The organism is Citrobacter sp. CRE-46, from assembly GCF_059615875.1.
In genome coordinates this window covers 1637825-1651796 of sequence record NZ_CM184341.1, presented here as the reverse complement: position 1 = coordinate 1651796, position 13972 = coordinate 1637825, and the positions used below count along the sequence as shown (strand labels likewise).

Annotated in this window: 10 protein-coding genes and 1 pseudogene; all 11 read right to left on the bottom strand. The window is 51.4% G+C overall.

Translation table 11 applies throughout. The features are described from left to right. Window positions 1–303 precede the first annotated feature (303 nt). Window positions 304–2523: pseudogene (locus AC534G_RS07740) on the bottom strand (type VI secretion system Vgr family protein); the annotation flags it as partial. A gap of 4 nt (window positions 2524–2527) precedes the next feature. Further along, window positions 2528–3052, bottom strand: a complete 525-nt coding sequence (gene tssJ, locus AC534G_RS07735) for a type VI secretion system lipoprotein TssJ (protein ID WP_110497313.1) — start codon at window positions 3050–3052, stop codon at window positions 2528–2530. 35 nt (window positions 3053–3087) lie between these two features. Next, window positions 3088–4170, bottom strand: coding sequence for a type VI secretion system baseplate subunit TssG (gene tssG, locus AC534G_RS07730; RefSeq protein WP_110497311.1), 1083 nt, complete (start codon window positions 4168–4170; stop codon window positions 3088–3090). Continuing rightward, window positions 4134–5903, bottom strand: coding sequence for a type VI secretion system baseplate subunit TssF (tssF, locus tag AC534G_RS07725; RefSeq protein ID WP_110497309.1), 1770 nt, complete (start codon window positions 5901–5903; stop codon window positions 4134–4136). Before tssF ends, tssG begins: the two co-directional genes overlap by 37 nt. Before the next feature lie 290 nt (window positions 5904–6193). Next, entirely contained in the window at window positions 6194–9565 is a 3372-nt protein-coding gene (locus AC534G_RS07720) for an ImcF-related family protein (RefSeq protein ID WP_110497307.1), read from the bottom strand. Then, on the bottom strand, window positions 9558–10766 hold the full coding sequence (locus AC534G_RS07715; protein WP_110497305.1) for a KPHS_23130 family T6SS system protein: 1209 nt from the start codon (window positions 10764–10766) through the stop codon (window positions 9558–9560). The genes AC534G_RS07720 and AC534G_RS07715 overlap by 8 nt, the downstream gene beginning before the upstream one ends. A 2-nt stretch (window positions 10767–10768) precedes the next feature. Then, a complete protein-coding gene (locus AC534G_RS07710) occupies window positions 10769–11032 on the bottom strand; it encodes a PAAR domain-containing protein (RefSeq protein ID WP_032418592.1) in 264 nt (87 codons plus the stop codon). 1 nt (window position 11033) lies between these two features. Then, window positions 11034–11732: a hypothetical protein gene (locus AC534G_RS07705; RefSeq protein ID WP_110497303.1), complete on the bottom strand. Its 699-nt coding sequence runs from the start codon at window positions 11730–11732 to the stop codon at window positions 11034–11036. A 72-nt stretch (window positions 11733–11804) separates the two neighbouring features. After that, window positions 11805–12170: a hypothetical protein gene (locus AC534G_RS07700; RefSeq protein WP_110497301.1), complete on the bottom strand. Its 366-nt coding sequence runs from the start codon at window positions 12168–12170 to the stop codon at window positions 11805–11807. 103 nt (window positions 12171–12273) lie between these two features. Beyond that, on the bottom strand, window positions 12274–12858 hold the full coding sequence (locus AC534G_RS07695; RefSeq protein ID WP_233593747.1) for a hypothetical protein: 585 nt from the start codon (window positions 12856–12858) through the stop codon (window positions 12274–12276). Between the two features lie 317 nt (window positions 12859–13175). Continuing rightward, window positions 13176–13970: a hypothetical protein gene (locus AC534G_RS07690; protein ID WP_110497299.1), complete on the bottom strand. Its 795-nt coding sequence runs from the start codon at window positions 13968–13970 to the stop codon at window positions 13176–13178. Between the last annotated feature and the right edge of the window lie 2 nt (window positions 13971–13972).

Below are 13972 nucleotides of genomic sequence, written 5' to 3'. Positions count from 1 at the left end.
AAGATCTTTATGGGTAACGATATCTTTATTACACATAAGTTGAGCGGCTTGTTGTCTCCCCTGGGTTTTCTCTGCTTTGGCCTGATTTTGTTCTTCTATAATTTTTCGGTAGATGGGCCATTTAGCGATACGGGAGCGAGGAATCCCGGTTTTCTGCTCAATAAGTCGGGCAGCTACCTTTAGTTTCACCAGACGTTCAGCCCACTGAGTATCGGTTTCTTCTGGTTTGCGTAATAACATGTCGCTGCTGATTTTTTCGTCCGATACTGCTGCTGGCAACGCTACTGGATGTTGCTCCAGAGTCGCGCTGCCAGCCGCCATCGTTTTTTTTACCTTACGCTGATAGGTTGCAGTCGTACCGTATTCAACCTTTCCAGCATCAAGCCGCAGGTAGCTGCCGCCGCCAATTAATGTAATTCGCTTCTTCCCGGTAATGGAAATATCACTTGCCGAACCCAGAGTCAGCTTCTTCTCTGCAAACAAGCTCATGCTGGCATTTTGCGCCTGTACTTCTACTGGCCCCTCGCCGGATTTCAGGCTCAGTTGTCCGCTCCGGGTAAACACCCCCAGCTTATCCCCGGCAAGCGCTGTCATATTGCCCATCGCTCCGACACTGATATCACCTCCTGCGTTGACAGCAGCATTCTTCGCGGCTGTCATTTGCAGATGCTCCCCGCTGGTCAGAGCCACTCCTTCAGGCGCCGAGAAAAGCACGGCTTCATTGAGCGGTTTCAGTCGTTGCTCAAACATCTGTATCTGGTTGTCGATATCCGCCTTCAGGGACTGCGCCTGCTCTGCCGCCATTCCCAGCTGTTGCAGATGCTGATTAAGCAGACCGATTTCCTTCAGCGCGGCGTCCCTGTCCAGCGCGTCACCCTGCGCCTTTGCCTGTGCATCCGCACTGACAAACAGCCCCTTCCCGGCGCGTATGGTTCCCCACTCATCGGTACGCAGCTCAGCTCCTTTGCCGCGAAGTTGTCGCTGGCTGTCCACCAGGTGCCCGCTGTTGAGCTGCGTCCTGCCATACTCCGTGGCGAGCTTGATGTGCTCCTCACCGCGCTTGTCTTCCATGCGTAATTTTGAGTTGGCCGGTGTCCGGAGGATGTTCCGGGTGTGATTGTCCCGGTTCACGAGGTCGGGATGTTCGGAGTCGTGCAGCGCATATGCTATGTACGGCAGGTCAATATCACCGTTGCTGTACGCTATCGCCACTTCTGTCCCGTCAGTGAGCGGCGTATGCCAGCCCAGCATTTTACCGGCAGTCGGCTTCGCCATTCGCAGCCACAAATAGCCGTAACCTGGCTCCGTATTTTCACGGTCGAAGTCCAGCTTCACCCGATAGCGCCCCTGATCATCCATATGGGCGTAAATGTCATTTTTTTCCCGGCTTTCAATCCGGGCCGGAAGCGTGCCGTGAATTTCCGGACGCGGGATTTCCGCCGGGCGGAAACAGTAACGCTCAGTGTAAGGCATTCCCCAAACAGACACGTGAAGACGGGAATCACGAGCCCCCTCGAAGGTCACCAGGGTGAGGATCATGCCTTCTTTCAGGTCGGCTATCACATTCCCCTGCGGCTCGAGTACCTGCCCGGGGGTGAGTTGGGCAGCGTTGCTGTACAGGTGGATGCGGGCTGATTTGTTGAGCTCCCGCTCGTGGTGGATGCGGGCATAAAAGGCGCCGGATTCGGTCTCCGGCTCCGGACTGGTGTCATCACCCGCGTCACGGTAAGGCGCTGCGTAGCGGTAATGCTCCCCGGTGGTGACAGCATCACTGCGCACGCTGACCGCCGCATCCATCGGCGTGGAAGCCTTGCTGTAGTTGTAGTCACGTGTCTTGACCTTACCGGTGACCACTTTATGCGTAGTACGAAAATCCCATACCGACTCTTCGGCGCTGTCATTCAAACCGGACGGTTCGCTATACGGCAGGCGCACACCAAACCGGTAGCCAAGCTGGCTGTCAGCAAAAACGTACGTATCCAATGCACGGGCGTTATCCATCTCCGTGCGCCAGTATATTCCTACCTCAGAAAGAATACGCTGGATGAACTGCAAATCGCTTTCCCGCCATTGAGTTATCAGACGCCTATCCGGGTAGCCTCGTTCCAGCTGAAACTCGAAATCGGCCCCTTCCAGCCCATGTTCGCGAAGCACCTGTTCTACCACCTCCGGTACCGACTGGAACCGAAACAGGCGACACTGCCGGTTTTCCGACAGCAACGCCAGGCGGGAACTGAGTGTGAGACTGTAGTGAGACTGGTCTTCTGAGGTGGAGAGCCATTCCAGGTGGGTCACTATTCCATGGACATTTTTACCGCCACGCATCAGCAACGTCGCATATTTCATCAGTACCTGTTCCGGGGGAATGCTCTCCTGCGGTGTGGTGAATGCAATCTCCCACGAAAACGGCTCGCTCAGAGCTTCCCTGCCGCGAAAACGCAGAACATCCGGCTTTACCGGGCTGTCATTGATCATCAGGATATAGCGGTTTTGTCCGTCAAAAAGCGCTGGCCAGTTATCCATCACGTCACTCCTTTACCGGCACGAGGCTGAGCCAGCCATCACCCAGTTCAATCGTACGGGGTGTGTCCGGTTCGAGGTCGTCACGGGTCAGCACCAGGCGCCAGCGGTTCTCCTTCTGATCCGGTCGATTAAACAGCCCCACCACCGCCACGAAGTGAGCGTCTTCATCCATAGGCATATTGAGCGTCACGCTGCCTTTGGGCATTACCAGCAACTCTTTCGCCGCCAGCACATCCTCTTTAAGTACCGTATCGGCCTGGCGCAGCAACGTCTGGTAATCGGCGGCTTCAACCGCTTTACGATCCCTGAGTTGATAGACTCGCACCATTGTCGCCAGCGGCGTCTGTGCGCCATCGGCGTTTACGGCCGTGCGCGGAGTAAAATCCAGATGCAGCGTTTTAATTTTCTTGTAGAAGATGGAATTCGTGATGCTGACCGTACCGTCCGTGACGGTCTGCGTCAGACCGCAGCCAGCGAGCAGGCTACAGGCAATAAGTGTCAGCGCCCGCCAGCGGGTTACTGTTGTCATTCAAAAGTTCCTTTTGTGAGAGAGGGAGTAGGTGATTATTCGAAGCGGTAATGTCCGTCCTCAGCGGGCGGGAGCGCAGAACATTGCAGCCCTTCATAGCAGCCCAGACTGACGGTGAGACTCTCCCGGCTATTGCTGAATTTGCCTGCTTTCAGGCCCAGCAAACCGGTACGGCCCAACTGGATACGCCTGCCTTTGCCAAGTCGCGGCTCAGGCAACAACCGCACGGGTACGGTGAGGCTCAGTCGGGCGTCGCTACGGTAGCCGAGATAGACACGCAGCAGGACCAGCAAATCGGTATGGAGGACACCTCCGGGTAACCAACCTTCCGCCTCATCCGGGTCCGCTGTCTCCAGCGTCACCAGCACACGACTACATGATTCCTTTGCCGTTTTACCCAGCGTGGCCCGCTGCGAAAGACGGACGCGGTTTTCGGTACCCAGCCCACTGCGATTTTCGATATGGACCTTAACCGGATCGGGTTCGGTGATGAATGCCCGGGTATTCGGTGCCAGCAGGCTTACCAGGGCCCGGATACCTTCGGCATTGCGTGTGGGCAAACGCATGGTGCCCAGCAGGGCCAGGAAACGGGAAACCGGTGTCGCCACCTGTTCCGCCGTGCCTGGTATACCGAGTCCCACCAGCCCCAGCAGACACTGTGATGTGGCATCGCGGCCACCCGCCTCGAACGTCGCCGGATACGCGTATTTTCGCCAGATCCGGTAATACTGCGTGGTGATGCGGTGGCTGAAAATATCCAGAAATGAGGTGACCGCCTCGTGTCCTTCGCGGCGCTGCGCAATATCATCCAGCCAGGACGTCGGCAGAGGGGAGTCCACCCCATACATCCCGAGAAATGTCGTGCGGACCGTTGGGGGTAATGTCGGATGGTCTTCGTCGGTCTCCACCGCTTTGAGGGTACTGACCGGGAAACCCATACCAGGCCAGGGTCTGAATCGTACCGGATCATCGCCCGGATGGCTGGTGGCGCCCAGTTTTGGCGCGTCCGGATTTTCCTGTTCCAGCAACTGGCAGAAACGATAGAAATTGGCCCGCCAGATGTCTTTGTTAAGGGCCTGCGTCAGCCCGGTACGTGCTGGCTGTGATTCTCGCGCCATCTCAGTCGTTTCCCTGTCGGTTGCAGTACCAGCGTGAGCTGGTTAAAGAGGTGAATATCGGCATAGAGCGCGAAGAACCTGTGCAGCATCTCGCCGAAGAGGTTTACATCGCCCTCGCCTGCAAAATTATCCATGTTCAGCGTGACCTCTATGTCCACGCCCCGAAGCATAAAGCCCTTCTCAAAACGGCGGATCAGGGTGTGCTTCACGGCAACAATTGCTTCAAGCCGACGTCGGTTCATTTCATCGTCGGTCCAGTCATAGAGCGCCAGCGTGCCCCGCAGAACCTCCGGATTGTCCATCATGCTGAGGAAGTTTGAACCAAGGTGGCTCATCACCCGCCAGTGAAAACGGTCGTTTGCCGGGGGATATAGCGGCATCGTCGGGGCTGTGACGTTCAGTACCCTGACGGGCACTTTGCCGGTTTTGACCACTCTGTCCAGGAGCGTACTTTCCAGCGCTTTGCGCGGAAGCTGGCCGTTGGTGCCAGTTATTCGCATTGAGAGGGATTCTGGTTTTTCGGACAGTTGCTCCAGCTCGAATGAACGTCCCCCGAGAATTAGCCAGGTGTCATACAGGCCAGAGGGGCCGCGTTTCACGCGGGTGTGGTAATAACGTTCAGGGGCATCGTGGCGCATCATACCGCCCCGGTGCCGGAAACTGGTGAACGGTACATAGGGGTGTTTACCATTCTTCACCGCACCGTGGATGTTATCGACGCTGTAAATCTCGGTGTGACCATCCTGAAGACGCAGCGGCCTGAGCAGGTATTCGTTATCCAGCGGATCAAGTGTCAGCGGATCGGCTTCGAGGGTAAAAAGATTGATGACCGGGGCACAGTGCAGCCGGAAGTTTTCTGTCTCAAAAGGCAGATCGGATGACCAGGCTTCACTGAGCACAATGTCGATTTCAAACCAGGTGCTGGCCGCAGTGAGTCCGATGGCGTCGAGGCCGCGCAGCTCAACGAACATAAACTTTGGACGGAAGCTGAAATATTCAAGCAGCAGTTGGTAACCACTGAAGGCAGTATCGGCTTTCTTCCACAGGCCATCATTGTCATCAAAACCCATGGGTTTGCACCAGCCATCAAACTGATAACGTTCAGTATGCGTCCCGGCATGACGGGCATACATTGCATGTACACGCCGGGTCATTGCCAGATGCAGCGCAGAGCTAACCGGACTCTCTGCGTTAAGAAAAATGGCGACTTTGTCTACCCCGGCTTTACTCCAGTCCACTTTTTCAGGGCATTCGAAGCGCAGACGGATAGCAGAGCGGCCATCGGTTTCAGTATGGAGGCGAGCATCTGCAAGGTGCAGTGGTTGTAGCGGCACATCGCGGGTCGTCCGGTACTGACAGGCGGTTCTATGCGGCCCGACAGGACGTGACAGAACGGAGAAGCCTTCCGCCAGCATTTCAACCTGACGCAGACTACGCCAGTCAGGAGAGAACTCGACGATGGCCAGCGACGGGATAGTCCGCATATAATGCGGCCACAGCAGACTTACCAGCCCTTCGGTCATTTCCGGCAGATCATCGTCCAGCTTTTCACGCAGACGGCCTATCAGGAAGGCAAAGCCTTCAAACAGACGTTCCACATAGGGATCGCGGGCGCCGGGTTTATCCAGATTAAGCATTGCTGCCCGATCCGGATGGGCTCGGGCAAACTCTTTACCCGCCTCACGCAGGTAACGCATCTCTGCTTCGTAATAGCGCAGGGTCAAATCATCCATGCACGGCATTCCTGAAAATTTTTAAATAGAAAATTAGCCACAGAGCACCATGGCACGGGTCGGGCGGTTCAGTTAACGCGAGATACTCTATCCTCATCGGAGTGTGCTTGCGGGAAAGCGGATCCTGAGCGAGCGTCATACAAACGATATGCGGTGGGGAACGTTACATAATCATGGGACAAAGGAATCCTTCCTTTGGCGCGAGATTATGCTTCAGCCAGTCACAGAGCCATGCCTGACACTGCCGAAAGGCCATAAACTACCACGGGGATAAGTTTGCCCGCCCATCGTTACTGGCGCTCTTCTGCGCCAGCGGCGACACTGAAGATAGTATCGGGCAGCGTGAATCCCTGTAGCTTCAGTAATGCAAGAGGGCCATTGCCGAGCTCGCTGCGCATCACAAACTTCAGAGGATTGCCATCGGCAGTGATCCACACCAGTTGTGTACGACTGGCATCGAGAGGTGTGATCCGGGCTTTGTTCAGCAGGCGAATGAAGCCCCAGTTACCCTGATTACTGGCGTAGAGTTGCATGCCACTGTTTACACTACGCCAGCTGAGCGAGACGCCTGGATAGTAAGTATTCCCCGGCCAGATAAAACTCTGCCAACTTTCCATCTGATTGAAGTAATCCAGATGCTGCTCATCGAGGGTCAGTTGCACCCTGGCAACATCCCGTGAAGGACGCGCCATCAGTTCGAAGTTAACACCGGCATCGCCCTGAGAAAACACGATATCAGACAGCTCAGCCAACTGATTAATCGCCCGGAGAAAATCCGGACTGATAACCATCCCCTGACTTGCGGAAGGGTCAATAACCCAGCGATTCCCCTCTTGGTGGAGGATCCCGCCAAGATTCGTTTTCAGAAAGGCAGTGATTCGACCCGAGTCGCTACGCAGGAACTGAGCCAGTAATGGCAGGGAGGCATCGCTGCCAGTGGCTTTAAACGGGTACCGTCCCGCAAAGGCCTTATTCCACTGTTCGACAATGGTTGCCTGCCAACGGGCATTTAGGCTACCCGCAGCCGGGACAAGTACCTGCCGCCAGGCCAGATCAAGCGGTTGTACAAACAACGACTGGCCAAATCCATTCCACTCCTGCCCCAGACTCGCCGCAACCAGACTGCCGTAGTCGCGGGTATCGGTCAGATCGATGGCTTTGCCCTGGAATATGGTCTGAGCCAGCATCTGAGACATGGCCTGCGGATCCGGGGCGCTGGTAACCTGCTGAAGCTTGAGCCGCACCTGAGTTACGCGGGCCAGCCAGGACTGGAAACTGAGATTGCCGTTTCTACCGGTACCTTCTTTACCTTCCATCACTCCCATAAGTGGCCCAAACACCCCATCGAGCGGCCCTTTAGGACCCTGAGCTTGCTCTATAAACTGTTTTGCATTTTTTTTCTGACCGATCAGCTTCTTCGCTGAGTCCACTATCGAGTCGGCAAGTAGCTCCCCCTTCTGCCCCGTTTTCCCCTGGAAGTTTAGCGTGTTCATCAGGGCAACCAGCGGGGACTGACGGACATCACCAATGAGACTGAGCTGGGCAATCGCCTCAGACAGTGACGCAGCTTCCTGCCACTGAATGCTGTTGACCATTTTCAGCCAGGCATTACCAAAATCGGTAAAGTAGCGTTCAGTCAGACGGGCCTTCAATGCCTCCGGGGAGATATCACTCCCTGTCTGATGCGTCTTCTCCGTCAGCACCCAGTCAATTTCATCGCGGCGGGCTTTGACGACTTCGTTAATCGCATCCTGTACCTGCTCTTCCCAGGCCTGACGCGTAAACATTCCCGGGACGACTTCGTCAGTGCGGAATACCGTTGAGGCATCGGTGTCGCCGGTCATATCGGCAAGCGTTAAATCAGGCCAGTTGCTGGCCACGCGCTTAAGCATCTCCTGATATAACCCGGACTCAGCGTTCCGCTGGCCTATTTGCTTGAGCAGGATCTGACGGACCGTGCTGATTAGTTCAGCATCAGGCTTAATTTTCCATTCCGGGTGTGCCGGGAGGTTCTGCGCATAGAAGCTCAGCAGTTTCGGGGCCAGCGCCTGCCACGTGCCATCCGGCACATTCTGGCGTTTCGGTAAGGCTGTCAGCACGTTTTTTGCCAGCCATTCTGCGTCCGCTTTGTCCGGACGAGCCATCATCAGATAACTTTTGAGCACGTCGTAGGTATGCTGTGTACCCTTCGTACGGGCATCACTGGCAGGAGGAAGTCGCACAAAGGCATTCAACTGCTGCCTGAGACTATCTGCTGTGGCATCCCTCATCAGTTGTGCGTTATTTTTCGCATACAGCGGCCAGAGTGCGGCCAGCGTGTCGCCGTCCTGATTAAGACCAAATCGTGTGTACCATGGAGCGCCGGTCGCCTCACGATGTTGCAGACGGGCAATGGCTTGCTGTAGTACGAGCTGGTTGTGCAGGCGTTCAGTCAGTGGTTTTGCGGTATCTGCTGCCTGCCTCGCGGTTTCCTGCGCCTGATAAATCTGGGTACGGTTAACGATCAGGGACAGCAGTGTACCGGCCCCCCACAGAACAATCAGGGAAAGCAGAATTAACCGCAGCATCTTCAGCCAGTCGAAGCCCAGCTTTCTGCCGCTGGAGGCATCACAGTCATCAATGACGGCTTTCCAGGTCGGTGTGTCGAGGCGTGTGTTTGGTATCGTTCCGGCAACAGCCAGTTCTGGGCTGAACATGACACCGCGTAAACGCCAGGCCGCGGATCCCTGCATCAGCCCGCTGAGCAAAACAGCCAGACTGTCTTTCAGCTCTTGCCGTAGTCGGAGAGACAACTGAAGCAGACCGAAATCAGCCGGATTATTCAGTATCTTTGCCATACCCACTTTTTGCAGGTGTAGCGCCAGTGTAGAAAACCCTTCACCCGCGCTTTTTACGGTGCATTCCGGCCCGAAGATAACCCCTGTCGCCGCCGTTTCCTCGCCCTGCTGAGCACCGGTAGCGTTGTCAGTCAGCCACAGCCAGACAGGCGCCTGCCAGCCAAGCTGATGGTCGGCTTTCTGGCTGCAACGCAAGAAGGCATCCCGTTCCCTATCCGTAGGGAGGGCTGAGGTACTTATTACCTGAATGATGCCATCAATCGGTTGCCCGGATCGCAGGCGCTTCAGTTTTGAAAGGAAGATCTCATCCGGAAGTGACTGCGCGTCACCACCATAAATCAGCACGTTGCCGTCGCCTTCCTGCCATAGGTCATGACACAGGCCCGGGGCCGCTTTTTGGACGTCGTCCGGATTACCCATCACCAGCAGGAGTCGCACCTTATGTTGCCAGCGACGTCCATAGCGAAACCGCAGATGCTCAGACACCGCGTCTTCGCTGAAGACAGGTTCTTCGTCGTCATCTTCGCTGGCAATGGCATTCATCACCGGAGAGACACACTCCGCTTTTTTCTGCCCCCAGTGGAAGTACAATCCGGATTTACCCGCGTGGTCGAAAGCCTTCTCAGTCAGCCAGCCAAGTAAAAACAACGCAGCAACCAGTATGGCGCATAATGTGAGTATGCGTTGGCGGTCATAGGGTCCGAAGCCGGTGGCCGAAGCCACGTTTTCCGGAAAGGCATAAAACAGAAATGCCACGATGACCGTCAGGAAAAAGGCGACAGTTACAACGGAGCCAATGAGAGTTTTTACTTTTACCTTAGGCATTCCTGGGCGATTCCTTGCGAACTTCTTCTTTGGTGATGACGGCGATCCAGATGTCATCTTTGTCAGCGGCGGGTTGTGCGGCGATAACCTGCACCCCTCGTTGTTCAAAGACTGCATCGGCGAGGGTGATAGCAATCCATGGACCCGCATGGCCGGAGTAACCCAGCACAGGGTCGATACTGAAGTTGTCTTCTGAAAGGCTAAATTCAACTCCGCTCTCTTCGCAGGCATTATTCCAGCTGCTGCCTTTCGTCAACGTGGGGCCGGAGATCCAGCTTCCTTTAAGTTCGTCGGGCCTGGTCTTTGCCCAGAGCAGCGCCCGGGTGAGTGACTTTGTGAGCGTTGTTTCTGCTCCCTTTTCGGGGCGATGAAGGCGGAGCGCATCCGGCCAGGCGTGAGTTTTGCGGTTGCTCAATACCACCATCGAGACGGCATCAGCGTCTTCTTCCCGGGGAGAAGGCGGTAAGGACAGCGTGATAGCAACCAGGATGCCCGGGTTGTCCCATCGCTTGTCCAGCCAGACATCAAACGCACCCAGACCTTTTCCAGCCAGCAGGCGAAATATCCTACCTGTTTTGAGTAAGAGCTCGGCTTTTAGCTGCTCTTCAACCAGGGGATACAGGTCACTGTCACAGTCCAGCATCAGCCAGCATGGCAGCTCTGAAGGAAGTGGCTGAACGATTACATCTACACGCGTGGTCAGCTTGGTGACCGCTGCTGTCAGCGCTTTCAATAAATCCGTCTGATATTCTGTTAATGCCGCGTATCTGACCGGTTTGTCGCATCCTCTTGGGTGTGAGAAATCGATAGCGGGAGCAGCGACCTTCATTACCTCCAGCAGGTCGCCGGTTTTGTTTCCGGCCGGACTCTGAATATATGTGCCGAGGATCCAGGCGCAGCGCTGACCGCGCAGAATTTCACTGTCGATGAGTGCTTCCCGCGCGGCATTGCGTGATTCAGCACCAACCTGTTCTGCTTTATAGGCAAACCGGCGTAAACCGAAAATAAGCCCCCAGGTGCAAAATGGAAGAGCCAGAGCGGTGAACCAGAAGACAAAGCCGCTTCGCTCTGACGTCCAGCACCATAGCGTGAGTGCTATGCCCGCCAGCATGACAAACGCGAGAAAAAGCAGCCAACGGCCGGTGCCGGGACGCGCTATCTTAGGAGCCTTTTCAGGGATGGCATCCAGCCAGACGGGCATAATCAGGCAACCTTTGCTGCGGCAAATGAACTAATCAATGTGCAACCACAGGCACATTTGTGGCCGTGAAAGGCAACCGGGATACCATGATCAAGGTAATCAGGGTTTCCTTCTACGATGGTTGTAGGGCCATGTCCAGGAACCGGGCAGGACACTTTGTCGCCTTTGCGGGCAACGCCGATACCGCCAAACTTCATCGTTTCTGAGGCGGTCAGTACTGAACCACCGTGGGTAGTTTTATCGCCTTTTCTGATTATCTGAAGCATTTTATTCCTCTCCAGGGATAGGTATCCCCATGTTAATTGATGCTACTTTGTTAGCTTTTAGTGTGAAATCCAGATACATATCACCTGGCGTGTAACTGATTTTTTCAGGTGTTATTTGTGCCTGATTCGCAGTATAGGCTTTAAACACTTTATCAGCAGGGTCGCCAACTTTTATTCCGCGTAACGTAGAATACGCTGGCGTTTCTATGTTAATTGCCGAGATTATATAATCATCATCAATTGTATATTGTCTCTTATCATAATTGGCATTTGAGGAAACCAAACTTATATCTTTATAATTATGCATTGTGTATTTATATAACCCTCCGGCACCATTAGGGAAGTCTCCTATATAAGAAGAACCTGTTTCGTCTTCATCTATGCCAGAAAGTTTATTGCTATAGAAAGAACCAATCCCAATCCATTTCTTATTTTTTATGACGATAAAGTCAATAATATTAATTTGAGTGCTATTATGAAGTGTGGTGGTTGGATTGAATTCTTTTAGTTCTGATTGGGGAATCCAGCCGAATACATCTTTTCCCGAAGTTGTCACATACTGTGCCAAAATGAAATCTGCATATTTTTTGAGGGCATATACATTGTCACCTTTAATAATAAAAGTGCTTTCTTTTGGGCAGTTTCGGTCAGGCGCATTATAGATGCATAACCTTTGTCTTAACCGCTGTTGCGAATGCATTGCTTGGTGTTTTGAGCCCTCCGCTAAAAGCCTGAGTCGCCGCTAAATCAGAAACTAATTCACAATGATTTTTTATAGGGTGATTGCTTTTATGTCGATGTGTTTTAGTTGTGATTTGTCAAGCCATCCAGTGACTGACCATGACTCATTTTTTGCATAAGAAGCAGAAACATAGCCGTTGTATTCTGTATGCCCGGTTATAATATCTCCTGGCACCAAGAAAAGGTCTTTTATTTTGCAGGTTTTATTCGGGGAGCTAAAGAAATGAAGCCGCTTTGTGGATATCACTTCAAAAGAAGTGTTATCCGGATTAATGTAAGTTTGCGATGCTTCAGATTCTCTTCCATAATTTCCGCAAACGTCGTTCGCAAATGCAACACTGGAATATAAATAAATTGAGATTAGGAAGATAAACTTCAGAATTATGCTTTCCTTCATTAAAAGTCCTTTTATCGCTTTGAAGTATGTATTTTTATTAAGGCTCTACCTTGAGCCAAGTATGAACCATCCATGTCTATGTATGCTGAATCAGCAATAACTGCTATGGTTTTTTCGGGTAGTTTTCAAACGAAATAGACTGCACAATATTCGATGAATCAAGGCAGAAGTTTAGCTTCATATCAAAGTACTGATAAAATCTGCAACCGTCCTCAGTATCCTTATGACTACTCATTCCATATTTTGAAGTTACCATATTCCAGCTGTCGCCGACTTTTATGCCTCGTGTGGTTTTGTATTTATTATCAATAAATGTGATCGCTGACACATATGTATCATCAAAACCTAATCTTTTCGCTATTATCTCATTGGACTGAGATATTGTCACAATTTCGTTTTTAATTGTTAAAGTCCAGGATTCGAACCCATTATTAAAACCGTGATTGACGGGATCAGGAAGTTTTACACCAGACTCTTTAGTCCACTTATTTAATTCAGGTGTGGCCTTTCCTAAAAGAACGGTTTTTTGACCATTTTCTGTCCATGCAAAATCATCGTAGGTTAACTCATTATTCTGTTCATCACCAGGGGAAATTTCTTCGTTCTTTACCCATCCATCAACGACTGCGCCATTTTTATTAACAAAGTTTACGAAACTATATTCTTTGTTTTCTCTATACTTAAGCACTTTATCATTATTGATGATGAATATGCTCGTCTTACAATCGCTATTGGTAAGGAGTATAAATAAACTCGTCCCTTTGATGTAGCTTCTTTGGGTACTGGTTCTTGAGAGGGATTGTAAGAATAATAACTATTGTCTGCTTTGCAATTAGTTGAAGCGATTGAATTCCCTGCAAATAGCAACAATGACAAAAACAAATTTAAATTGAGATGCTTCATTATTTGGTCCCTTTAAAACTGGATCATCAAAAATCAGTTCATTGTCGAAATAATGGTAGTCATCGCAAAGCCCTCCAGATACAGACTCATTTCTCAGAACCATTATTTAGGTGGGACATCAGACATTTCTATCATGCTAACTAAATCGTCTTTTTTGCAAAAAGTTAATTTCATCCAAAAGTAAGGGTAAGATAAACATGATGGTCCGTCAACAATCCCCTTGCCTTTGCCATATTTATCTAACATATCATTCCAACTGCTGCCAATTGAGATACCACGATATGTTTCGAACCCCGCGCCAGATATGTTAAAGATAGCTAAATAGGTCTCGCTATCATTATCGATCCTACCTTCTATGGACTTATCAACTTCGTTAAGTCCGACATATCCTCCATCGAATGATACTGTCCAATTGTTTTCATCAATTCCAGCCAATGATGGGTCAGACAATTCCAGTCTGCTTTTCTGTGCCCAGCTATTAAATTTCTTAGATGAGGAACCTAATAAAATAGGCGATTTGCTTTTATAGGTTACTAGAAAATCTTTTATATTTATAACATCTTGTGTGTTATTTTGAGGTGCTACTGTACTCACGCCATTTGAATGAACCCACCCGCTTGTAATTTTATTTTTGTCACTTAAATAACTTACATATGTGAAGTTTTGACTTTCATGATATGCAAGCAAATGATCACTATTCACAACAAACAAATCTTTAATTTTGCAGTCTTCTTCTGGAGCAGAATAGAAATACAAGCGATTCTGTGTGTTTACAATCATTTCTTTTGGAGGTGAATTTATTAAGATATTTTTAGATGCTATATTGTCAAGGCAAGCTCCGTGTGCGCCTGTGATCATTAAACATGTTAAAATAAAAAATGGTAGGTAGGTTTTCACAA